General features: G+C 37.2%; 15 protein-coding genes. 5 read left to right on the forward strand and 10 right to left on the reverse strand.

Translation table 11 applies throughout. The annotated features are described in order from the left end of the window. The first annotated feature begins 523 nt into the window (after positions 1–523). Positions 524–7,762, forward strand: coding sequence for an ankyrin repeat domain-containing protein (locus AOM43_RS03505; protein WP_226987377.1), 7,239 nt, complete (start codon positions 524–526; stop codon positions 7,760–7,762). A 542-nt stretch (positions 7,763–8,304) separates the two neighbouring features. Beyond that, a complete protein-coding gene (locus AOM43_RS03515; RefSeq protein WP_226987378.1) occupies positions 8,305–9,108 on the forward strand; it encodes a hypothetical protein in 804 nt (267 codons plus the stop codon). Between the two features lie 162 nt (positions 9,109–9,270). On the opposite strand, the gene AOM43_RS14070 is transcribed toward AOM43_RS03515, so the two are convergent. The 3 genes from AOM43_RS14070 to AOM43_RS03525 all read right to left on the reverse strand — a co-directional run bounded on the left by AOM43_RS14070 (position 9,271) and on the right by AOM43_RS03525 (position 11,518). Continuing rightward, positions 9,271–9,408, reverse strand: a complete 138-nt coding sequence (locus tag AOM43_RS14070) for a transposase (protein ID WP_079978233.1) — start codon at positions 9,406–9,408, stop codon at positions 9,271–9,273. 315 nt (positions 9,409–9,723) lie between these two features. Beyond that, entirely contained in the window at positions 9,724–10,632 is a 909-nt protein-coding gene (locus tag AOM43_RS03520; protein ID WP_006341582.1) for a TIGR01459 family HAD-type hydrolase, read from the reverse strand. Between the two features lie 64 nt (positions 10,633–10,696). Then, the gene (locus tag AOM43_RS03525; protein ID WP_059359082.1) at positions 10,697–11,518 is read right to left on the reverse strand and encodes a hypothetical protein; all 822 of its coding nucleotides are present in this window, start codon (positions 11,516–11,518) and stop codon (positions 10,697–10,699) included. Between the two features lie 151 nt (positions 11,519–11,669). Between AOM43_RS03525 and AOM43_RS03530 the strand changes: the two genes are divergently transcribed. Genes AOM43_RS03530 through AOM43_RS03540 form a run of 3 tightly spaced genes read left to right on the forward strand, consistent with a single transcriptional unit; the run spans position 11,670 to position 15,415 of the window. Further along, positions 11,670–13,172 carry a serine hydrolase gene (locus AOM43_RS03530; RefSeq protein ID WP_006341584.1) on the forward strand — a complete coding sequence of 501 codons (1,503 nt, stop codon included), beginning with the start codon at positions 11,670–11,672 and terminating at the stop codon, positions 13,170–13,172. A 41-nt stretch (positions 13,173–13,213) separates the two neighbouring features. Next, complete coding sequence (locus tag AOM43_RS03535) at positions 13,214–14,149, forward strand: M48 family metallopeptidase (RefSeq protein WP_006341585.1); 936 nt, start codon at positions 13,214–13,216, stop codon at positions 14,147–14,149. A gap of 6 nt (positions 14,150–14,155) precedes the next feature. After that, the gene (locus AOM43_RS03540) at positions 14,156–15,415 is read left to right on the forward strand and encodes a replication-associated recombination protein A (RefSeq protein WP_059359084.1); all 1,260 of its coding nucleotides are present in this window, start codon (positions 14,156–14,158) and stop codon (positions 15,413–15,415) included. Here AOM43_RS03540 and AOM43_RS03545 read toward each other — a convergent pair. The 7 genes from AOM43_RS03545 to kdsA all read right to left on the reverse strand — a co-directional run bounded on the left by AOM43_RS03545 (position 15,412) and on the right by kdsA (position 23,933). After that, positions 15,412–16,398, reverse strand: coding sequence for a class I SAM-dependent methyltransferase (locus AOM43_RS03545; protein WP_226987379.1), 987 nt, complete (start codon positions 16,396–16,398; stop codon positions 15,412–15,414). The genes AOM43_RS03540 and AOM43_RS03545 overlap by 4 nt on opposite strands. A 102-nt stretch (positions 16,399–16,500) precedes the next feature. After that, positions 16,501–17,898 carry an F-box protein gene (locus AOM43_RS03550; RefSeq protein ID WP_226987380.1) on the reverse strand — a complete coding sequence of 466 codons (1,398 nt, stop codon included), beginning with the start codon at positions 17,896–17,898 and terminating at the stop codon, positions 16,501–16,503. Between the two features lie 286 nt (positions 17,899–18,184). Further along, a complete protein-coding gene (locus AOM43_RS03555; protein ID WP_226987381.1) occupies positions 18,185–19,768 on the reverse strand; it encodes a hypothetical protein in 1,584 nt (527 codons plus the stop codon). A gap of 477 nt (positions 19,769–20,245) precedes the next feature. Then, positions 20,246–20,974, reverse strand: coding sequence for an LPS export ABC transporter ATP-binding protein (lptB, locus tag AOM43_RS03560; RefSeq protein WP_006341590.1), 729 nt, complete (start codon positions 20,972–20,974; stop codon positions 20,246–20,248). A gap of 10 nt (positions 20,975–20,984) precedes the next feature. Further along, positions 20,985–22,427 carry a hypothetical protein gene (locus AOM43_RS03565; protein ID WP_006341591.1) on the reverse strand — a complete coding sequence of 481 codons (1,443 nt, stop codon included), beginning with the start codon at positions 22,425–22,427 and terminating at the stop codon, positions 20,985–20,987. After that, complete coding sequence (locus AOM43_RS03570) at positions 22,427–23,140, reverse strand: hypothetical protein (RefSeq protein WP_006341592.1); 714 nt, start codon at positions 23,138–23,140, stop codon at positions 22,427–22,429. The genes AOM43_RS03565 and AOM43_RS03570 overlap by 1 nt, the downstream gene beginning before the upstream one ends. Next, complete coding sequence (gene kdsA, locus AOM43_RS03575) at positions 23,133–23,933, reverse strand: 3-deoxy-8-phosphooctulonate synthase (protein WP_408633523.1); 801 nt, start codon at positions 23,931–23,933, stop codon at positions 23,133–23,135. Before kdsA ends, AOM43_RS03570 begins: the two co-directional genes overlap by 8 nt. Positions 23,934–23,980 lie beyond the last annotated feature (47 nt).

Below are 23,980 nucleotides of genomic sequence, written 5' to 3' on the forward strand. Positions count from 1 at the left end.
GGGAAGAAGTCTTTAACGTGAAATACACAGCTTAATTTTTAAAAAATTGGATGCGCTATTAGATGCTCAAAACACAACATTTGACAATATCTCTGAAAAATATCGGAAGAGGATTTATTGAAATAGTTCCTGGTATGGGATTCCTCATGTACTTCATTGATAATTCGCGAGTCCGACAGATTCAAAAAAAGATCATAAAACAAATAGATAACAATAGAAACTACTACAATAATTACCATGTAGTTTTTTATAATGGAGAACTCCATTCTTTAACACGTATTATTACCATATAAAATTTAATTCCCTAGCTTTTGTTAAATTCACAGTCGATAGAGTTTTGGCTTGCCCATAATCTAGGCAAAGCACACTCTATTTAAATCTCATTTAATTCATATTTTAATCAAATCATTAATTACATTTTTTAAAAAATAGTTTCAGCATTTGATATCTAATCCATCCATTCCTATAATTAAAAATATATCTATAAGACCAATTTTGACCCCGCTTATTATAGGATATGCAAATGACTTCTCCGATTGGCAAAAATCCTCCCTATTCTTGTCATTGGGTTAAACAAAACTCAGATGAAATAATTATTAAAGAAATAACCGACTCTCCTAAAATCTTAAAAAAAATTGCTAAAGACTTATTAATACATACAGACGAAATACACACATTTCAACGAGTTATGTCCTGTATCAAGCAATCTGAAATAGTAGAAATAGATCAAAAAATAGCACATTTATTTTTAAATTTTGCTAAACAACAAAAACTAATTCCCAAAGTTGAAAGTTTGGTTAATTTAAAAAAAATCATCCCTGCGCAATTTGAAAATTCTCTATCATATCTATCGCTAAAATATGACGAAATTACAGAGATTCTTCTGTATGCCACAGCTGAAACTATCCACGAACTATCAAAAAATGATTTATTTAATGATCCATTCCTTGTCGATAAATCGCTGATTTTTCTCTGCTCTAATCCTTCTAGCAATCCGGATCTAATCAAACATTTTATCTCGCGGCAAGGAAATGTCAACTATTCAAATGGACTCATACAAGGCATTAATCAAACGCCTTTATTATTCGCCTGCAAAAATAATCCGGCTCTTATTCCCACTCTTTTAGAAAACAAAGCGGAAGCAAATTTTTATCATTATATTTTGGCTTGCGGCCACCCGAAAACGCTTCCCAAAACATTAGCAAGCTTAATAAAAGAATTAGAAAAAGAATGTCCCAACAAAAATTTCATTAATTTTTTCGATCGGAATGGAATGACGGGTTTGCATTATGCCTGTCAGTCAAATCCTGCACTTATTGCGGTCTTACTTCAAAAAAAAGCGAGTCCTTTTATCAAAAACAAAGAGGGGCTGCTTCCTATTCATCTCCTTTGCTTACAAAACTTTTGCACAGAAGATCACTTAGTAAAGCTAATTGAGGCCGGTGCCGATATCAACCAAAAAGATTCTAGAGGCTTCACGCCTTTAATCCACGCATGCAACACACAGCCGCTCAATCTCCCATTAATAAACATATTGATCAAATTGGGAGCCGATGTAGAAGTAAGAGACAGTGAAGCAAATACTATTCTACATCATTTATGCAATAACTCTTCCGCAAAACCAGAAGTTGTTGAAGCGATCCTCGAAAAGGTTCAAAATAAGAAAAATTTCATTAATTATCTTAATAAGTTTAAAGAGAACGCTCTTCATCGCGCATGCCAAAGCAAAATACATCCTTCCATCCTCGAATTACTGCTGAGTGAAGGATGCGATTTTCATGCATTTGACTCGTCAAAACGCCTTCCAATTACTTATGCTTGCTCAAATCCCTCATTCTCTGCACAAACCATTCAATCCCTCTTCCAATATTTGGACACCTCCTATATCAATTACCAAGATTCTCAGGGACAAACGTTATTGCACCACGTTTGTTCGGCCAACAATGTCCGCCTCAGCGCAATTGCAATTCTCCTTCTGAAGAACGCAAGCGTATTTATTGTCGATCAAACAAACCAATCCCCACTTTATGTTGCTTGTGCCAATCCAAGAGCCTCTTTAGCATCGATAGAAATCTTAGCAGAAGCAGCTGCAGAGCAGGGAGATTTAAAAGTCTACCTCAATCAAAAAAAAATAGGCTCCAATACACCCGCTATTTTTGAGGCATGCTTAGCAAACCATGATGCAAACGTGATTGATTACTTAATTTCTCAGGGGGCCAATGCGACCTTTATTCATTCTAAATATGGCTCTCTTTTACATATCCTGTGCCTTCACCAAAATGTTTCTGAAGACTCGATCCGAAGAATCATCCAAGCTCTCAAAGAAGAAGGTAAAGATCTACAAGCTTTCCTCAATCTGAGAGCAGAAGGAAAAACTGCTCTGGAAATTGCTTGTGAATCCAAAGTAGGTCAACAAATAATCGAAATGTTAATCGATTGTGGAACAAGAATTGATTCGCACAACATGCCCTTTTTTCAGCGCATTTGTGAAAATCCCAGCATAATCTCTTTAGTTTTACAAAAATTCATCGAGGTAGCGCGAAATGGAATGGCAATTCAAGACTATATCAACCAAGCGGCATCCGATGGAGAAACGGCCATCGAAAGGGCGTGTAAGGTCAATCCTTTAAATTCAGACACCATCATCACCTTAGTCAAACTTGGAGCAAAGCCACGTAATGGCTCCGTTTTGCATCACCTATGCAAAAATACCAGTCTCACACCCGATCTCTTGCAAAAAGTGATCGAACATGAATTGGATGTCAATCTAACGAATGATGAAGGTCTAACTGCAACTCAAATCGCTTGTGCTTGCAAACCACCTCAATCTGCCGTCATTCAAACTTTGATCCATTATCGAGCAGATATCATCTGGAACAACACATCCATTCTGCATGCCTTATGCTCAAATCCCAGCCTAACTCCGGAACTTTTAAAAGTTTTTTTAGAAGAAATACATCCATCTAGTGATTTAACCCATGCATTAAACCTAAAAAATTCTTTAGGAGAAACACCTCTAGCAGCCTATGTAAAAATTTCCCATAATCCCGAAATCGTACAGCTCTTATTCGATTATGGGGCAACTGTCGAACATGCAGATCTTCTACCACTTCACTTAGCCTGCCAAAATTCTCAAATGCTTCCGGAGACCTTACAACTGATCGTGGAAGCAGGAATGCATGAATTAGAGGCTGGTGAATATGTGAGCTTACTAGGAGAAGACGGAACAAATGCAATTGAAAAGGCTTGCCTTGTATACCCTTTGAATGGAGAACTTATTAAGCTTTTAATCAAGCTTGGTGCGCGGACAAATGATGGATGTGTGCTTCACCATCTATGCCAAAATACAAGCTTAACGCCTGAATTACTAGTCGATTTGATCAAAGACTGCTCTTTAGAAGAAGACATCCATCTATTAAACAACGATCGCTTAACAGTTATTCAAGTTGCATGTACGTGTCGCCCGATTAATCCAGCAATCATCAAAATCTTGTACCAACTCAACGCATCTCTTTATTTTCAGGAAGGAGAGACGATCACATCGATCCTTCACACAATTTGCACCAATCCAGATGTGACCCCCAAGACATTACAGGCTGTCATCGACATGATGGCGTCAGATGAAGATGTTAAAGACTTCATCGACTTACAGAATGAATTTGGCGAAACGGCTTTAGCCATGCATGTACAAAATGGAGGGAATCCCATCATCATAGAACTTTTAACCGATTACAACGCAAATATTTTGCTCCCTAATATGGAAAACAATACACCTCTTCATCTCGCCTGTATGCATGAAACTGTAAATCCTGAAATTTTGAGACATTTAATCAGTGCTGCCTTATTACAAAATTCCAATGATTACGTGAATCAGCAAAATGAAATTGGGCAAACCGCCCTGCATATTCTTTTAAATGCACATAATCTACATGAAGAAGCGATTCAACTCTTACTTGAATCTCATAGTGATGTTCGTTTAGGGGACATGAATCAACAAACACCTCTTCACATTGCTTGCATAAATCCTTTTATCACAATTACATGTCTCAATCATTTATTTGAGACTGCTTTTCGTCAAAACGAAATAGCTCCATTTGTAAACATGCGTGATAGACACAAGCGAACCGCTCTTCATTATTTTTGCCTCTATGGAAAACTAGAACACGCTATTTTTAATCTCCTCATTAGTGAGGGAAGTCGAGTGGATGATTTGGACGCTGATTCAAACTCTACCCTTCATCTGGCCTGTCAAAATCCTTTCGTTACCCCCACAATCATTCACTCTATTCTTACACAAAATTCAAGGCCCCATCGATTCATCAACCTTCCTAATCAAAGAGGAGAAACAGCCCTTCACCAGGTCTGTTTAGCCAATGATCTAAAAATAGATCTCATCGAAACTTTAATTAAAAAAAATGCAGATGTCGGAGCTTTAGATAAAAACAAAAAAAACACTTTGCATTTCATTTGCGAGCATCCTCAGGCATCGGTCGAAATCCTCCTTCTCCTAATCGACAATGTGGAACATAGAAAAAACTATATCGATCAAAAAGATACAGATGGCTGCGTAGCGATTCAAATTGCATGTTCCACAACACTTCTAAATGAACGACTCATAGCCGCTCTCATTGATTTAGGAGCCGATTTAACTGTCGAAGACAAAAAAGGTGATTCGCTTTTACACCTAGTAAGCAACCATTCAACTGTTTCATTAAGAATTTTGGAAAAAATTGTCGCAAAATCGCCTTTACAAATTTCTCAAATTAATCAGAAAGGGTTGACTCCTCTGCATTATTGTATAGCCAATGGGTGCCATCCGAAAACGCTTAAATTCTTTGTCGAAAATGGCGCTGATATTATGCAACAGGATAAATCTCACCGTTCATGTTTAGAATATCTGATTATGCATGCAGATACCACCTCCAAACGCCTATACAAATTTCTATCAAAAGAAGACCTTAAAAAATTTGGACAACTCAAATTCCATGGAAACAATACCCTTCTTCACATCGCCTGCTTATATAACACCCCTCTTGTAAAAAGTTTTTTGGAATTAGAATATGACGTCGAAGCCCTTAATCTCGATCAAATGAGTCCCCTTCATTTTCTGTGCCTTAATTCTCGAGCTTCCCCTAAAAATTTCGAACAGTTAACCGCCAAACTTACCCACTTAATGATATACGAGTACGTCAATCAAGAGACTTCTAATGGAGATTCACCGCTAAAAATTGCAGCTGCACATAACCCTCATCTAGTCAAAATTTTGATTTTGAATGGTGCGAAAGCCATATCTCTTCACGAAGCTTGCAAAAATAAAGAAATGAAGCTGGACACTTTTAATTTGCTCATTCAGCAACTGATCGAATACAAAAGGTCTCTGGATGAAAGAAATGACAAAAATCAAACAGCTCTACACATTGCCTGTGCTGTTCATCCACAGTTCATTGCAACTTTAGTTAAGCATAAGGCCCGCAGAGACCTATTGGATCATAACGGACAAACACCTCTCCATCTTGCATGCCGAAATCAAGAAATCACAGTAAGTGCGATAAAAAGCCTGATTGAAAATGAAGGAATCCAACTGATCAATCAAGAAGATGAAAATGGAGTCACCCCTTTTTTATTGGCATGCCAATTTGCCCGTTTTGAGATTATTCAAAAACTTCTGCCCCATGCAAACCTCCATCTAAAAGATGCTAAAAAAAGATCACCTCTACTCTATTTATGTAAGAATACACATCTTGATCTGAAAATGCTTCACACAATTATTCAAGCAGGGATTCCTCTAGAATCATTCAACCACTCTGAATTTACTCTCACTACATTTTTAGCCCTCATAATCGAATTCAGAGACCACAAATTGCTTGTTGGAGCTATTCAAAATGGATTAAGCATTGGAGAAGTACATGAAATCCTGAACACATCAGAGTGTTTTTTTCACAATGTTTATTTTCTCCTCATTAAAAAGCATTTGATAAGCTTACTAAAAACAGATGTTGTGAATCTGGAAGAAATTGAAAGCGAACTCGAATTTAAAAAAGTACTTAAAACGCATGTCTCCCGTATTTTCAAAAATGCTCAGTTTTCAGGAAACCCATTAGAAATTCCTCTTCTTCTTCAAGATCGACAATTGCTACGCTTTTTTGAAAGGGAAATCCGTGCACTGTGGGGTAAAGAGAGACTTCAATCCCTCCATCAAGAGCTATCGAATCAGCAATATGCTTTAGCAGATTTAAAAAACATGGAGTACTTTGTAAATCCTTGCCATTTTACAAAAACACTTTCAGAACACAAAAAAATCCCTACGGCCCCGGATTTTGATCTACAGCTACTCGAAAAACTATTTTTAGAAATCAATTTTACCGATCCTTCTCTGCCAGGATATCGAGATCCAACAAAGCTCACGAGCGATGGGTCTCCAACAACACCGACAATCCTCCACTTAGGCTTACAGCAGGATGGAAATGGAGGCATCAGGGGACTCATCAAGAGGATGCAAGAAAGACCTAAGAACTTCGCAGGAGTTCCACAGGAGGATTCTGCCCATCAAAAACATTATGATGATTTTGAAAATATTCTTAAGCATTTAGGTCACCTTCTTCCACAATTAGATGTCGATTCTAAAACAAGCGTTCTCCTCGACATCTCTGTCATGGGTCTGTTCTGTGGAGGTAAAATTGCAGAAGCCAAAAGAATGTATGAACTTTATTGCACATCTTCTTTCAAGGGCCTTTATACCCTTGAAAATTTGATCTGCAATCAGTTACAAGATCATAGACATGGAATTATAGAAAATTGGATTAAAAGTATTCCTGGCATGATCTATGAAACGCATCGCTACAATCATCTCATGTTTCTTGTCGGAAAAACTTTAAATTTACCTTTTGCTGACACATTTTCTGTTCCAGATCCCTATGCAGGTATTGAAATGGATGCTAAGGAGATCCTACAAAAATTCCGGTATGAATATACCCCTATGGAAATTTTCGAAAATGTGAAGAATCATCTTTTAGAGTGTTTGCAAAATCCGCAATTGAGAAATTATGTTCTGGATTGGTTTAAAGACAATGTCCCTTCAAATTTTCATAAGCAAAAATATGATCGGCTAAAACGAAAAATCAAACTTTTAGAAGCCTCAGGGAATTCAAGAGATGAAATAAGAAAGAAGCTTGCTGAAGAAGATGTGATTCAATTGCCCCCTGATCAAACGATTGAAGAAGCGATTGCGATGCACCGTCGAAAACATTACTTAAACAATTACAAGCATATTCCCCTTGAAGAATGGAAAAAAGATGTTTATGAACCCATTTTAGATTGGGTTAAGAACATGCGACATAAAGGAGATTCTCCTGAAAAGATCTATCATGAATTGGAAAAACACGCCATTGTTCTAAAGCAAGTCTACGAAGATGAAGAGGATATGCCCCTGGATATCACACCCGAAAAACTTGTTCTAGAGCATCGAAGACAGGATCATTTTTTTAGTGAAATTCTTGAGAATGATTGGGAAAAGGATATGTATGACACTATTTTAAAAGAAGTTGTAGCGATGAATCGTTCTGAAGCTACACACTATCTGCAAGACAGAGGCATAACTTTAGAAAACCAAGGATCTTTAATCTCTCTTTTAGAACAAGAACGCGCCATTGAATATCAACAATCCGTTATTCAATTTAACAAAAAATTTATAATCAAAAGCAATAGTGCTATCTTCCGAATGTTAAGAAAAATGAAAATTTTAAATAAAAGCTTAAAAGATTAAGGCTTGTCGTCAATTAAATGATTGACTAAATCATATAGCTATCGAATAAACTAAACGATTCCAAGGAGTTGTTTATGAAGCGATATGCTCTGATCAGTTTTGCTTTAAATCTAGGACAAGCCCCGAATCTAGAGTGAGCAGATTTATTACTTTTTGAAATGCAAGCGAAGATTGTGATAGCTGATAAAGTATTTAGGACTAAGGAGAAAGTGATTATTCATTTGAAGAAAGCGGGAAAGGGCATCGTCATTCTATCAAGGAGGAATGCTAAAGAACCGATGAAATATGATAAGCATCATTATAAAGCGAGGCATCTAATTGAGAATTTTTTTGCCAATTGAAGCAATATCAAGGAATAGCCACTATGACAAGACTGCTCGGATTTTTTTCTCCGCTGTTTATCTAACAACCTCCATGATATGCTTAATTGCCCCCCAATCAATCTACCTCCCGGAGAAGAAGGGAGGTAAACATTTACATAGAAACTTTTCTTTATGAATGTTATAATTGGTACCTTACTTATCTAATAAAGATAGATCGCCATGTCCATATCATTCAAAAGTAAACAAGATTATACTAAAATGGTTTTAAATGAGAATCATTTAGTACCCATTGATAAAATTCCCGAGTACTCACCTGGTTCAGCATCTATCTTCAAAAAATTCTCCAATGCACCTGAAGCACTTCGACATTCCCCTTTAAGAGATCGTGCTAACGAGTTAGCTAAAGTGACGAAAAAATGGCATAAGACTAAAGATAATGAGGTGAAAGATAAAATTTTTGCCATATTTCGAACAGCTCTAGGGATTACGATTATAGCCGTAGGAGTTTTTGGATTAGTTGCTGGAGCCATAATCGCCCCACCTGTGGCGGGAATCACGGTGAGTGCTGGTGTAGCTTATGCGTGTCTTACAGGCTACAATATGTACCACGCAAAGACTCCTTTAACTTTTAAAGGAATCCTTACCGCATGCGCACTCGGCCCTTTTCTACCTATATATAAAGCATTCGGAAATGTTAACCGCTTGCAGAAAATAAGAATAAGCATTCAAGATTCTGTTGAACTCGATTTCGATGAACTTACACGTTTTTTTAATGCTGAACACACGCGTATTGAAGCAAAATTGACTGAAGAAATAGCCAGACTAGACAAAGCTATATATGAAACACGCGTGCCATTACTGCGGGCCGAAAAATTCAAAGTCGATTCTCCGGATCCGTTCAATTCTCCAGAGATGAGAGAATCTCGAAAACGTGAACGTGATTTTTGGTTGGAAAAGTGCTATCATGAAACTGCTTTAAAAGAGCTCCAAGATGCAGCAGCATTCTACGCAAAATATAAGTAATCTCATATGAAAATGGGACTTGTAGGTTAAGTCGCTCTTCGATCGACTAAAATTATTTTTCTCTTCCCTTTTTTAGACCAATATGCGCAGCTTCTTTCTTAAAATTGTATTAAGTTCCTCAAAAACTCCCGTAGATTTTCAGCGCTGAAACTGCGCAGCTTTTCAATCAGGGAAATCACGCCAAGCACAACCGGTTCTTAAAATATATAAGATAGCGTTTAAAAGTTCTCTTTTAGAGTGTACAAAAGGTCTACTACTTTTTGCATAATCCATTTCAAATAAGCGCTTTATTTCTGCCATTCAGAATCAGTTAAATCGCTTGAGTATTGCTTTCTCATGTTCTCCCAAAATTTATTGATTATCCTAATAAAGCTAAATTTTGGGTTTTATCAACAAGCTATAATAAGTAATGTCATTTATGATAACTAAGCCCATATTTTCCGCGGAGGGGTTAAAAACAGTCATTACATTTTAAGGTGCAACAGTTGATGAAATTGAATATGCTTTTAAAACTTGTATAATGACTGCTTAGAATCTCATCAAGCAACTAGGAATTACAAATAAAGATTATTTTTAAATTTTACTATGCTCGCAAAAATGAATGATTATGCTTTTTCAAATATCGCCTAATCGGCCAATAAAGAAATTTGGATGATCAGAAAGATTTTTTATAGCATTTTCCAACCCCTGCGATGCAATGCGATCTCTCATCATTCCGGTTTGAAGAATTAACGCAGAAGGAATGCCACATTGACGAGCCCCTCGAATATCGGTTTCAGGGGTATCTCCTACCATTAAAATTTCTGAAAGGTCGTGGATCTTATTTTGCGCAAAACAATCTATTGCTTTCGCATAAGCTGTTGGATAAGGCTTACCAATATAGAAGACTGATCCTCCCAACTCTTCATAGATCGCAGCAATGCTACCTTGTCTGACAACTGGCTTGGGAGGATTGCCTTCATGAGCAAATCGATCGGGATTCGAACAGATTAACGTCAATTTTTTCTTGATCACTTCTTGAATTTTCTGCCGGAAAATTTCAGGATCTTCCTGATCCTCTCCTTCAATGTGTGGAATACCAGTATAAATAAAATCTGCTTCGTCAAGATCAGATGTTTCCCTATAAGCTGTTCCTTGAAAAATCAATTCATGTGAAGAGAAGTGAGGATGAATGCCCCCAAATACCCAAAATTTTTTATAGTTGGTCTGAAAGGGCAAGGCTTCATTTAAAAAAATTTCTCGAGTAATTTCTCCTGAAGTCACAAGAAAGTGAAAGTGTTTACCTTCAAGAATTCCATGTCCCTCCAATTTCTTTATTTCCTTTGAAGCGAGTTGCGTAGAATTTGATAAAACACCCACCACTTTTCCACTGGCAACTAAATGCTCCATCGCTTCTTTAGCACCAGGAATAAGACCGGTGGAATTGCCGCCCCAAAAAACACCATATGCGTCTAACAAAACGCCTCTAAAATCGGAAACGATGTGAGAAAGGCTGGGATAGATGGGGAAAGGCATTTCATTCATAGAGGGGTCTCCTTAAAAAAAATCAGTTTAACAAGACCCCCCTGACACAGCAAGCTTTAATTTTTTAGCTGCCTTCTCTTTTGGCCATAGAAATGTTATCCCCATCAATCTGAAGGTTTTTTGCTTTGGCTGTTTTTTTTAATTCCACTTCTGCTGTTTGTTCTTTTTGTTCTTGCGCTTCGATACTTGCGCGTTCTTGTTTATCAACGATTTGATCAAATAAGGTGCCTTCACCAACCGCTTTTTCTGGTAATGGAACTTTCTCTTTTTCCATTTCCATTTTTGGGTGGTCTTCTTCTTTCTCCTGATTTAATAGAGCGCGTTCCCGCATTTTGCCTAGCCGCTGCTGAGATTTTTGATAATCGCTTGCAATAGACTTTTGCTGCTCTTTATAGCTGTCTTGTGAATTTTGATGGTTCCCTTGAAAAAATAACGTTAATTCTTCTAAAAAGTGAGCATCCAGTGCCCTCATATCTTCTAAAACATATTTTTCTGTTTGAACAGCATTGCTATGATATCCTTTCGTTTGATCTCCTAGGGAAACTGTAAATTCATGCACATGCTGGTCATGGATTAATCGGTTAATTTCTTTAGAAAATTTAAATACAGGTGTATTTGCATGAGAAGTTTGAATCATCACAGCCGTATTATTTTTAATAGCTTCAACGAATTCAAGTAAATCATGCGTCATCCGAATTTCAACATGATCGGTTTCACCAAGCTCAATTTTTTTCAAATTTTCTAAACTTAATATGCCTGTTAAAAAAGGGAGGTTATTAGATTGAGATTGCGCCATCAATCGATCAAATTCCACACTTTGTGAAGGCTGATTAAAAGGGATGGAAGGATTGGAATGATTACTAGGTAACTGGCTATTAATATCCATAATCTCAACTCCTTATGGTTTTAAATCTATTATATCAAACAAATATTTTATCAATGAAATAAAATATTATCGTTTTATTTTTACTTTGCTTGAATAAAAAAAATGTTTTTGATACTTGTACAGCATAATAGAAACCTTACTAGGAAGAGCAATGCTTCACCGATTTATTTTATTTGGATCGATTCTTGTTTCGGCTTTCTTTTCTTTATCTGCCGCATCTCCCGCTGATGAAAAAATGGTTGCTCTTCTCAAAAACTTTGAGAAGTATGCTGAAGAACAGAGGGTCCTTTGGAAAATTCCCGGTATGGCCATTGCGATTGTAAAAGATCAAGATGTGGTTTTAGAAAAGGGATTTGGTCAACGAGGAATCAAAAATACTCAACCAGTGGACCAAAATACACTTTTCCAAATCGGTTCCTTAAGCAAGGCATTTACTTCTACATTGCTCGCGATTGCGAATGATCGTGATTTATTAAAATGGGAAGATAAAGTGATCCATCACTTGCCCTCTTTTCACTTGTACGATCCATGGGTCACAGCAGAATTTCAGGTCAATGACTTGTGCGCACAACGAAGTGGATTGCCTCCTTATGCAGGTGATTATCAAGCGACTCTAGGATTTTCTGCAGATGAAATTTTTCACCACCTCGCCTATATCAAACCCCTCACTAGTTTTCGTGCTGATTATGCCTACCAAAATAGCTTTTTCTTAGTCGCTTCCAAAATCTTGGAAAATAAGCTATCTGCAACCTTCCCGATTCTTCTGCACAGAGAAATCTTTGTTCCGTTAAACATGAAAAATTCAAACGCTTCACTACATGAATACTTAGCTTCGCCCAATCGAGCAGAATGGCTGATGCGTTTAAAAAATGGGTCCACCGAAATAGTGAAAGAAGATTTTCCTTTTCTTAACTGGAATTATACTCTGGGACCTGCTGGAGGGATCAATTCCACGGTTAGTGACATGTCGAAATGGTTAATTTTACAAGCCAATCAGGGGCAATTTGAAGGTGTGGAGCTTGTCTCCAAAAAGAACATGCGTTTTTTAAGACGTCCTGGCATTTATGCAGGGGAATTAGAAGAACATAACATGTTTTATGCACAAGGCTGGCTCCATATAGAAAATACCCCCTATCCTGTCATTCTACATGACGGATCCACTTTGGGAGTTTACAATGTCGCCGCCTTCATTCCAGAAGAAAAATTAGGCATCGTGATTTTAACCAATGTCAGAAACACCCGTTTAGCTTTAGCCCTTGCCTTGCAATTTTTTGACCAGTACTTTGGCAAGCCAGACAAAAATTGGAGTCAACACTTTTTAGAGCAATCTCAAAAAGCTGAACCTAAAACAGAAGCTCCTCAAAATATTTCGCCTCCTCTTCCCCTGCATTTATATACAGGAACTTATATCAATCCTATCTATGGCGAGCTTCTTGTAAAAATAGAAAATAAAAATTTGGTTCTTTCATTAGGCAAAATAACGCAAACTTTCACTCTCTCCCATTGGGACCGAGATATTTTTACTTTAGAAGACCCTTTTAGTGGAGAGCTCCCCTCCAAGGTTTCGTTTTTGTTAAATAAAGACGGGATTGTCTCCACTGTGCAGTTAGAGTTTTTATCTAAAGAAGGGGCGGGAGATTTTATAAAAAAATGAATTTTAGATGGTTCTTGAATAAATGATGAAGGAGAAGAATCATGTCATTTGATCCAAATATGCAATCCCCTCAGCAACGAGGAATTGGTAGCAGACTCATCGTTGCAGGCTTAATTATCCTTTTTGGCTTGTTTATGTTCATGAGCCAAAGTCAAGAAAATCCAGTGACTGGCGAAAAGCAGCATGTTTCTATTACTCCTGCGCAGGAAGTGAGCTTGGGGCTTGAATCTGCTCCTGAGATGGCCCGAGAAATGGGTGGCGAACTTCCAGTAAGTGACCCAAGAACGCAAGAGGTCCAAAAAATGGGTAATTGGATTGTCAATCATACCCAAGCCAAAAAAAGTCCTTGGAAATTTGAATTTCATCTATTGGCTGACGCAGATACAGTGAACGCTTTTGCTTTACCTGGTGGACAAATTTTTATCACATGGGGACTACTTAAAGAGCTCCAAACAGAGGCGCAACTTGCCGGAGTTTTGAGCCACGAAATGGGACATGTCATCGAAAGACATGCCGCCCAGCAAATGTCAAAGAGTCAACTGGGGCAATTTTTCATTCTAGCTGTTGGGACAGCTGCTAGTGACTCACAAGGGCAAGGTGGGGGCTACAATGCTACAATGCTAGCCTCTTTAGTCAACCAAATGATTCAGCTGCGTTACAGCAGGCATGATGAATCTGAAGCTGACCAATGGGGGTTAAAATTAATGGAAGAGACTGGCTATGATCCTAGAGCAATGATTGAAGTGATGGAAATTTTAAAGAAAGCTGGTGGCAAAAGCCAAACACCCGCTATATTTCAAACGCACCCTGACCCGGATCTTCGCATTGAACAAATTAAAGCCTACTTAAAAGAACATCCTCCAGGTCCAAATGTGACCGAAGGAAAAAATCTAAAAGAGCTATTTCGCAATTCAAGTGTGCAAGAACAACAACGTCAACCTAGTTTATTAGAGCTTCTTCAACAACTTCAAAGATGAGAGACAATGCTGCCCCCGCTATCTGAACGTTTACGTCCTTCTTCATTTACAGAGATTGTGGGGCAGCCTCATCTTTTAGGTCCAGATGGTTTCATTACCCGCACAATCAAGCAAGGAAAGCCTCTTTCAATCATCTTATGGGGTCCTGCTGGTACAGGAAAAACATCAATCGCCCGTTTATATGCCCAAGCTTTTAATATTCCATTCCAGTCGCTAAGCGCCATTTTTAGCGGCGTGGCCGACTTAAAAAAAGTGGTCAAAGAAGCGGAAGAACGTCCTTTATTTAAAGGCACACTGCTTTTTGTGGATGAAATTCACCGTTTTAATAAAGCCCAGCAAGATGCCTTCCTCCCCTTTCTTGAAAAAGGATCAATCGTCTTAATTGGAGCAACTGTCGAAAATCCTTCCTTTTATCTAAATGATGCCCTTCTTTCTCGCACACGTGTCCTAAAACTTAATCCCCTCGATGATATTGCTTTGGAACAACTCTTACAACGCTATGAAACACGTGTAAAAAAGTTAAATTTAGATGACCAAGCACGCCGTTACCTGATCCAACTCTCTCAGGGAGATGGACGCTATCTTTATAATCTCTTAGAAAACATTGAAAATGTGGAAAGCATAGAACCTATTGATGTACAGCGCTTACAAACTATTTTGCAGGCCCGCTCCCCTGTTTATGATCGAGCTTCTGATCAACATTACAATTTAATTTCTGCCCTTCATAAAGCAATCAGAGGGTCTGATCCAGATGCAGCGCTCTATTGGTTTGCGCGGATGCTAAATGGGGGGGAAGATCCGCTATATTTAGCTAGGCGACTTATCCGAGTCGCCTCTGAAGATGTAGGTCAAGCTGATCCACAAGCCCTCCCTCTCACAATTGCCGCACGAGATGCCTATCAAATGCTGGGATCGCCAGAAGGTGAATTAGCACTCGCTCAGATTGTCATTTATCTGGCCCTAGCCCCCAAAAGTAACGCAACATACATGGCCTTTAAGCATGCTAAACAGATCGCTCAGCAAACGTCCCACCTTAATCCTCCTGCCACCATTTTAAATGCCCCAACGCGTGTCATGAAAGAACTCGGCTACAGCCAAGGTTACATGTATGACCATGACACTCCGCATGGTTTTTCTGGTCAAAACTACTTTCCAGAAGAAATGGAAAGACAAAGCTTTTATGAGCCCGTAGAAAGAGGATTTGAGCGAGAGATGAAAAAACGATTGGATTATTTCGGTAATCTTAGAAATAAATTGTCATCTTAAGCAGACTTGACAATTTTCCAGCAGCGATGAATTTTAGGATCATGAAAATCAATTGGCAATGTCTTCGAAGAAATCTCAAAAATCTTACAGCCAGCAAAATTCGACTCATCAAAAACGAATTTGCGTGAATTCGTGCTAAAATAAATCACCCCTTCAGGAGAAAGAAGCTTTAGAGACTTAGAGATCAAATAAATGTAGTCGACTTGTACATCAAAGAGCTGATCCATTTTTTTTGAACGGGAAATAGTAGGAGGATCGATCACAATGATGTCATATTTCTCTCCTGATCGGATTTCCTGATCTAAAAATTTTAGGCAGTCAGCACGTACAACTGGATTATTTTTAAGAGAAAATTTGTTTAATAGAAAATTCTTTTCTCCCCAAGCCGTGTAAGTATTTGACATATCCACGCTTTTCGTAAAACTTGCGCCTGCAGCGGCAGCCTGGACACTAAATGAGCATGTGTAAGCAAATAAGTTAAGAAGACGCTTCCCATTAGCTGTCGCAGCCACAAGCTGACGCGTTTCCCGGTGATCGAGAAAAAGACCGGTATCTAAATAATCCAATAAGTTGATACGAAATTTGACTCCATATTCTAAAACGCTAAAAAATTCTCTGGAATCATCTTCTTTTTCATACTGCCGTGTTTCCTTGTGCTTAGCACGCGTTTTCCAAAAAACCTTATCTGGATTGATTGCAAAAATCTTTGATAAAACTTGGACCACTTCCACCTCTAATTCAGCTGGAAGCTCTTCTTTTTCACGTGTGCGCGAAAAATAGTGCACACAAAAGCGTCCATCATAAAAATCAATCGTTAAAGGATATTGAGGAATTTCTCGATCATAAATGCGAAAGCAATCCGTATTGGTACGCTTAGCCCATTTGCGAATATGGCGATAATTTTTGCGAATGCGATTTCCTAAAATGGAACTTTTATCTTCCCCATCCGCAATATTGGGAAGGGATACAATGATTTCATTCATACTAACACTAAAATAGATAAGAAAAGATAGAATAGCATAACCTTGGCAAACCCCACAACAAAAGAAAAGTGTTTGGCCGTAGCCAAACACTTCCTCTCTCGATTATTTACCTGCTAAATGTGCCAAAACAGACTTAATTCTTCCTGGGGGACTTTTCAGATTTACCTTAGCTAGAATAGTCTTTTTTAACTTTTTCGATTGGATTTTTTTTGCAAATGCACGTGCTTGAGAAAAATTTTCAATCTCAGCAAATTGCAATGCAATAGAAGACAGTAAACTATCTACATAAGAGATTAGCTCATCTTCCTGAGGCTCCATTCCCTTTGCAATTTTCACAAGAGCTGAAATTTCATCAATTCGACTTCGGCTGACCAATTGATTAGCAAGACCATTTATCACTTTCTTTTTGATGTTTTCATCCTGTATGGATTCCATTAATTTTAGAATCACAGTGAAGTCTTTTACCTTCCTTCCTTCATCTAAAATGGTAAGAATGGCGTTTGAAGATGTTTCGATTGGCTTCATGTTAGCCAATAAAACCGCTCTTTGCAAATCTCTTTGCTTCATATATGCGTCAAAAATGCTTTCAATCATTAAACTTCGAAAACCTGAAGTAGGGATGTTATTAACAATCCGTACGATTTTCTCAACATCGCCCACATTTAATTTATTTATAGCAATGTATTCACCCCACTCTCGCAAAGCCGAATACTTCGTTTTCATAATAATTTTGAGGGTAATATCAATCGTGATGGATGGATCGATTTGCTCGTCTTGCATTAATTTTTTGACTAATATATTTAGCTCTTTTTCACTCGTTTCTGGGTTTGTAATGTCATGTAATGTTTGAATAATAGGATTTAGATGATAAAAATTATTCGATTCGCCTGTCTCTTCAAGAGATTTAAGTAAATCATCTAAGTCATTAAAATGAAGCATTTTTATGCTTCTGTAAAAAGCTAACTGCAGATGTTTGTTAAATTTAGCCTCTAACTCCAAAAATTTTAAATAATCTTGGCAATTATCAACTTGATCCAAAAATTTCTCAAGAAAGATTACTAAATTTTTATGCTTGCCTAATTCATTTTCTAGAATGCTAACAAGCCCCTCAACTTTTGCTTCAGTTTCTGCAGCCTTTTCCAAAAAGTTCTTGGAAAAACTTTTAAAATCTCTTTTATCTACCCAATTTAATTGGGGTAAAAGGACTTCAAAATCTTTAGCATTCTGCTTAAAATTCTCTTTTATAAAAGTACGCTCTTCCAAATACTGACCGAAGATAGATCTCAGTTCAGATGAACTTTTGAATAGCCCAAGAAAAATCCGAGTTGCATTTTGATTTTTTCTTATTTTAATTTTACCAGTATCTTTGTATGCGGAGTTCCATCGTCTATTTACTAAACGAGAATTTACAAAGTTTTTATCATCTAAATTATAGATAATTATTTGAAGAACTTCATAAGGAATTAAAGTTTCCATTAATCCATTTTCTTCATTTTCCAAGGAAAAGTGCTTCTGATTATAAACTTTTCCGGCCCCACCGTTAACGTTCATAATTATTCCATTTTTAATATATTTTTTATAGAAAGCTAGAGAATGTGTTTTTGAATAAAAAGAAATGAAAGAGTCGAGAGCGAATATAAAAATAATATATTAAACATGATTTAATATCAATATTTTTTTATATAACTGCCTAAGCAGTAGGCTTTTGGAAAGTAATCGGATGATGTATTTATTAAAAAATAAAATAGGAGCTGCTTTTGTACAATTTAAAAATCTATAGGGAAATTCATACTTCTTCAGTCGTATTTAGTTCTGCTTGCACTATCCTTCCATACTCTTCCGGAAATTTTTCGATAATGTAGGCGAGCATTTTTTCATACACCTCAGGAGAAGAAATTGTTTTTATATATTTGTAGGCCTCCTCAAATTTACCTTTTCTAAATAAAAAAGAATTTATTTCATTAATAATTGATATTTGTATTTTTATATCTTTTACTAAATCTATCATTTTTCTTGCTTTGCCCATCTCATTCTCTGCTACAAATGAAAATGCAATTGTTTCCAAAGATGCATCTCTTTTGGTTGAAAGTTCGGAGATATCAAGCGCTATTATAAGAGCCAGGTCTGTTTGGCTGAAATCAAGACAGACTTTTGTGAAGGCTATACGCGCAGCATCTTTGAAAAATCCTTCTTCGATTTTTTCGATGTGTTCACGAGCTTTGCCCCAATCTTTTTTTTCGGCATAAATTTCGAAAAGACTATACAAATCAAACCTTGTAAAAAGGGTATTTACGGCATCATCCAGTTCGTAATTATCAGGCCACTGCTCTGGGATGGATGAAAAAAACTTTTTATTTTCTTCTACAGAATGTGCTACTTTTTCGGAGGAAAAACCATCAAAACTTGTTTCATAATTTACGTAGAGATTTGATGTAGATTCTTTTATAAAATCTAGGGCATGATCCAACTGGTTTTGCTCGTCTAAAACATGAAAAACATCTTTAAACATGCTTAATGCAATTGCCTCATCTGAAACCATATTTCCGACCTCAATGGCTTCTTTAATGAGTCCTTTTTGAGCCAATAAAATAGTTATGGCTTTTAAAGAATGATTCCCTTCAACAGAAGAATTTGTATGATAGTTTGAATTCGTCAGCTTTTTAATAATTTGAAGGGAACCTTTCTTGCTAATTTTTCCGACACGGAAACAGAGAGAAATTTTCTCCAAACTTTCTTTAAAAAGATCTTCATTCTCCTTGAGATCCGACTCGTAAAGCTTATTCATAAGTAATGCAATAATAAAAAAATCGTTAAAGACTAATGTCTTTTTAAGTATCCCTCCAAAGCAACTATCCAGTTCATTTAAGCAGTCGAACGGAATCGTTTTGATTAGCTCAGCTAATTCTATTTTTTTATCGAATATATTTTGCAAACTAACTTGATCTAAATCAGTTGAAAATAAGCTGTCTTTGAATAGATTCAGGGGAGATTTAGAGTCTTGTTCGTTCAAAAAATGAATCAAAGAAATAACAAATCTTTTAACGGTTGAGCATTCATTATTGATTATCGTACGGTGCCACTGATGGTTTATTTTTAAAAAATTTGGAGAATCATCTTCTAGATACTGCAAAATATGTTCAAATGTTTCTTGAGGCATTTTCCCCCAAGTTTCATTAAATATGTCTTTAGCTGATGCTTGATCGGGAATATCGTTACCAAAAACAGGCTGGGGTATATTCAGATTGTTTAATGATTTTATTTTTTGAATAATCGCACCGAAATCACGCTCTTTGCCTTTCACATGTTTTTGGCCTTTGAGCTCGATTCTTTTTACAATATTAATTAAAATCTCTTTATCATGATTTGTCAAAAATTCTTGATTTTTCTCAGCGAGTAGATACACAACATTTGCGACTTTTAAAGGAGTTGTTTGTGCAATATGAGCTTTAAAGATGGAATTAATAAAATTCTTAAACCAATTTAAAATTTTTCCATTTAATTTTTTACTTCCAGTCAGCTTAGTCGTCAAATAAAAATCATCTTTCTCACTAATCGCTTTAATCCCTGTTAAATTTTCATGAAATTCATCCGAATTAATAGCAATTAAAGATGGCATATAAACTCTCTGTTTGAAATTTTTAAAAACCGATTATGTTATACACTCGATTATTTTTACAGAAATTTATGTACATATTAGCACAAATTAGAAGTTCTAGGTGTGGATTTATTTTTACGGTAATAAAGTAGATCTAATGATTGAAAACAATATCCTAAAATTCAAATAAAAACTTTAAAGCAAAGTTAACAAATGAACTTTCGATGTGTCAAAAAAATAAAGTTTTGAAATTTACAGTTTAAACTGCTCACCAAAATATCCTTTGCGAGCCTCTGGATTTTGCACGAGCTCATCAACTGTTCCAGAAAGCATGACTTTACCTTCAAAAACAAGGTAACTGCGATCCACAATAGAGAAAATCTCCCGTGCATTGTGATCTGTGATTAAAATGCTGATATTTTTATTTGAAAGATGGGAAATCATTTCTTTGACTTCATCTACAGAAATGGGATCGATGTTTGCAAAAGGCTCATCCAGCATCAAAAAGGTTGGATTTGTAACGAGAGCACGCGTAATTTCTAGACGTCTACGCTCGCCCCCTGAAAGAGCAATGGCTTTCTTCTTCGCTAAATGCTCAAGATGTAATTCAGCAAGAAGTTGTTCTAATCTGAGTTTTTGATCTGCTCGACTTAGCTCTAGTCCTTCCAGAATACTCAAAATGTTTTCTTCAACGGTTAAATAACGGAATACAGAGGGTTCTTGCGCTAGATATCCCATCCCCATCCTGGCACGCAAATGCATGGGTTGACGAGTGACATCCTGCCCTTGAAAGATAACTTCTCCCTTATCCGGTCGAATTAAACCAACTGTCATGTAAAAAGCTGTGGTTTTACCGGCTCCATTAGGTCCGAGCAATCCCACAACTTCCCCCTGGTTGACTTCAAATGACAAACCATTGACAACGGTTCTTCCACCGTAAGACTTCACTAATTTTTTAACTTGTAAACAGGGCGTTGTCATTGATTCACCATTATTTTTTATCCAGTAAAAACCGGCTTTTTAATTTATCAAATTCATGCTCGATAAAACTAAAACGAACGTCCCCATACCCTTGCACGGTGTCCCTCTTGCGCATGTTATCACGCTTGATTTTAAGCGAAGGAGCGCTTACTTGCAAATTGTCAATTTTATCATAGAAAAGAACTCGCCTTCCATGATTAGCTGAAAGGTACATTTCTTTCGTTTGAGGATGATATTCCACTTTATCGGCTAAAACATATTCCTTTAAAAGGTTAGCCGCGTTCCCATCCCCACATTGATTGCAAATATACACATTTCCCTCAAAAACAATTAGAGAAGGAACGACTGTTGCTTGTTTTTGCGTATAAGAAATAGTGATTGAATCCGCGTAGATTTCACCAATAGAATCTACGTAATGGATTTGATTTTCACGCAAAACATTTCCTTTGCTATCTGTGGGACTTTTAAGAAATGTTTTGAATGCAAGACGATCGATTTCCAGATCCCCATAGCACATCAACGTGTGGGGAAACGCATTCTTCTCGCTATCTTCATGAATCAACAGACATTTGCCAGGAACTCGAATTGTGCGAATTTGCCACTTTCCATCAAAATAAGCACGTTGGAGCATGACCTTATGATCCGTTGTCATATGTCCAATTCCCTGCTGATTGATTTTAACATCCCCATCAAGAATGAGTAGATGCTGAGAGTCATCCCAATGCATAAAATCCGCAGAAAAAACAACAATTCCTTTAGCGATTGTTTTCAATTCACCTTGGGGTTTTGTAAAAAGTGAGCATTTTTTTTGCATATCAATGGTCACGTGCTGTGACCTGATAAAATCTCCTTCTGCAGTCAGAAGACGACATTCCTGCTCAGTTGTTACCCCTTGAAGAGAAAGATTTCCTTGCATTTTTTTTGACTTGAATTGGAGGGGCCGATCGTAGATTAAGAGCTCTCCAAATGCAGTAAAAACGTCATTGTAATTAACTGAAACCTGCTCTTGAGCTTGAATTTTGTCAAATTTCAAATCCTCATTTTCACGCGTTAACTCAACTGTCATTTTGCGGCTTTTAACAGTTAAGTATATGTCTTGAGCTGTCTTTTCTGTATAGATAACTTCAGGTTGACTATCCGTTGCTTTAAAAACCCCAGTCAATTGCTCGCATAGAATCTCTGCATCTCCACATTCGAGTTGTCCCCCACCTTTTAAGTGGATATGAACATTCTCATGCATGTTTAATGCATACAATTTTTGATCTTGTATTAAATCAATTTGTTGCGCGGAGATGCGCCCCAAGGAATGCTCAACAATTGCATTCCCCTTCAAGAAAATTTCCTTACCATAACAAGAGGCGGTTTCCGATTCTACGATGAGAGTATCTGTAGCTGCTAGAGATCCGCTTATCATTAAAAAAATAAGTCCAATTTTTCCTTTGAGAAAACGCATTACAGATCCCTCTCAGGTAACTCAAGTCGCCCTTTAAATTGGCTTGCATCTAAGTTAAGCTTTTTATTTTTTAATGAAAATTCCACTTTAGCAGCAAAGGCGGTCATGCTTGGAGAAGCTTCGGATAGGGGCTGCATTAAAATATGGGAAGGGAGTGTGTACCGAAAGACTTGCACTTGATCTGCCATAAACTTTTCATGACGAAAAGTATAAACGGCAGAATCAGCTTCAAAATAATTGATTGTTTGCATTGGCACCGCCCCAGAGTCTTTAAAGGGGATCTTTTGCCCATGGACTTCCAATTCTTCCATTTGAAAAAAATGATTAGGAATGCCAAAGGCTAGACGACCGTCTGGCAAGACGTAATACAATTTTTCTTGCATTCGACCAATCACATCATACATTCTTTCCTGGATTTCACCTTTTCCATCTTTTTCGATAAATAAAATCTCTGCATCCTGACATTCTAAACGAAGTTTACGCAGTTCAGCGCCTTCATTAAAGAGAATTTCTTTCACGACGCCTTTACGTTGCTGCTGAAGATGATAATCATTCTTACTCACATTTTTTTGCGATCCTGTCAAATTGTGATAAAAAGCTTCTGCTTCTGGATCAGGAATAACCAAATAAGCCATCAGCAAAACAAACATCACAAAAAAAAGAGTAAATAGCAATCGAGAAGCTTTTAAGAAAGAAAAGGGGCGCTTACTCATCTAAATCCTGTCGCATGAGTTGATACAGAGATTCCAGTAATCTAAGTAGTTTCGGCAATTCTTTAAAATCCATAACTGTTGCTGCGTCGCTTTTAGCATGCTTAGGGTCTGGATGTGATTCTATAAATAGACAATCTACCCCAGCCGCCACTGCCGCCTTAGCTAAAACAGGGATAAATTCACGCTGTCCTCCCGATACACTTCCCTGTCCTCCAGGCAACTGGACAGAGTGCGTCGCATCAAAGCAAACAGGTACACCAAATTGTTGCATGATCGGAATGGCACGCATATCGCTAACTAGATTATTGTATCCAAAAGACGCACCTCTATCCGTTAGAATCACCTGATGGTTGCCAGTTGAATGGATTTTTTCTACCACATTCTTCATATCCCAAGGAGCCATAAATTGCCCTTTCTTCACATTGACTATTGCCCCAGTCTTTCCTGCAGCAATAATCAGATCTGTCTGTCTGCATAAAAAAGCAGGAATTTGGATAATTTCGCACACCTGACTTGCTGCAATAGCTTCTTCAGCAGAGTGAATGTCTGTGACAACAGCCAATCCCGTTTGTTCGCGAACTTTTTGAAGAATACGCAACCCCTCTTCTAATCCAGGTCCACGAAAAGAATGTACAGAGGTTCTATTTGCTTTATCATAGCTCGATTTAAAGATGAGTTTGACTGATTTAAAAGGTTCAAAGATTTTTTGAAGTGTTTCTGCAGCTTTAAGTGTATGCTCTTCACTTTCGATGACACACGGTCCTGACATAATCACAAGATCTTTTTGGCCAATGTAAAAGTCTTTCACTGCCAATTGAGATTTTTCTTTTTTCATATTGT

The sequence above is a fragment of the Parachlamydia acanthamoebae genome (assembly GCF_000875975.1).
Classification (GTDB): domain Bacteria; phylum Chlamydiota; class Chlamydiia; order Chlamydiales; family Parachlamydiaceae; genus Parachlamydia; species Parachlamydia acanthamoebae.

What these genes read in the sequence shown, in the direction of transcription:
- AOM43_RS03515 (WP_226987378.1), top strand. Translation starts at nt 8,305, where the DNA reads ATGTCCATATCATTCAAAAGTAAACAAGATTATACTAAAATGGTTTTA.
- AOM43_RS03570 (WP_006341592.1), bottom strand. Translation starts at nt 23,140, where the DNA reads ATGAGTAAGCGCCCCTTTTCTTTCTTAAAAGCTTCTCGATTGCTATTT.
- AOM43_RS03545 (WP_226987379.1), bottom strand. Translation starts at nt 16,398, where the DNA reads ATGAATGAAATCATTGTATCCCTTCCCAATATTGCGGATGGGGAAGAT.
- AOM43_RS03530 (WP_006341584.1), top strand. Translation starts at nt 11,670, where the DNA reads ATGCTTCACCGATTTATTTTATTTGGATCGATTCTTGTTTCGGCTTTC.
- lptB (WP_006341590.1), bottom strand. Translation starts at nt 20,974, where the DNA reads ATGACAACGCCCTGTTTACAAGTTAAAAAATTAGTGAAGTCTTACGGT.
- AOM43_RS14070 (WP_079978233.1), bottom strand. Translation starts at nt 9,408, where the DNA reads ATGGCAGAAATAAAGCGCTTATTTGAAATGGATTATGCAAAAAGTAGT.
- AOM43_RS03520 (WP_006341582.1), bottom strand. Translation starts at nt 10,632, where the DNA reads ATGAATGAAATGCCTTTCCCCATCTATCCCAGCCTTTCTCACATCGTT.
- AOM43_RS03535 (WP_006341585.1), top strand. Translation starts at nt 13,214, where the DNA reads ATGTCATTTGATCCAAATATGCAATCCCCTCAGCAACGAGGAATTGGT.
- AOM43_RS03505 (WP_226987377.1), top strand. Translation starts at nt 524, where the DNA reads ATGACTTCTCCGATTGGCAAAAATCCTCCCTATTCTTGTCATTGGGTT.
- AOM43_RS03540 (WP_059359084.1), top strand. Translation starts at nt 14,156, where the DNA reads ATGCTGCCCCCGCTATCTGAACGTTTACGTCCTTCTTCATTTACAGAG.
- AOM43_RS03565 (WP_006341591.1), bottom strand. Translation starts at nt 22,427, where the DNA reads ATGCGTTTTCTCAAAGGAAAAATTGGACTTATTTTTTTAATGATAAGC.
- AOM43_RS03525 (WP_059359082.1), bottom strand. Translation starts at nt 11,518, where the DNA reads ATGGATATTAATAGCCAGTTACCTAGTAATCATTCCAATCCTTCCATC.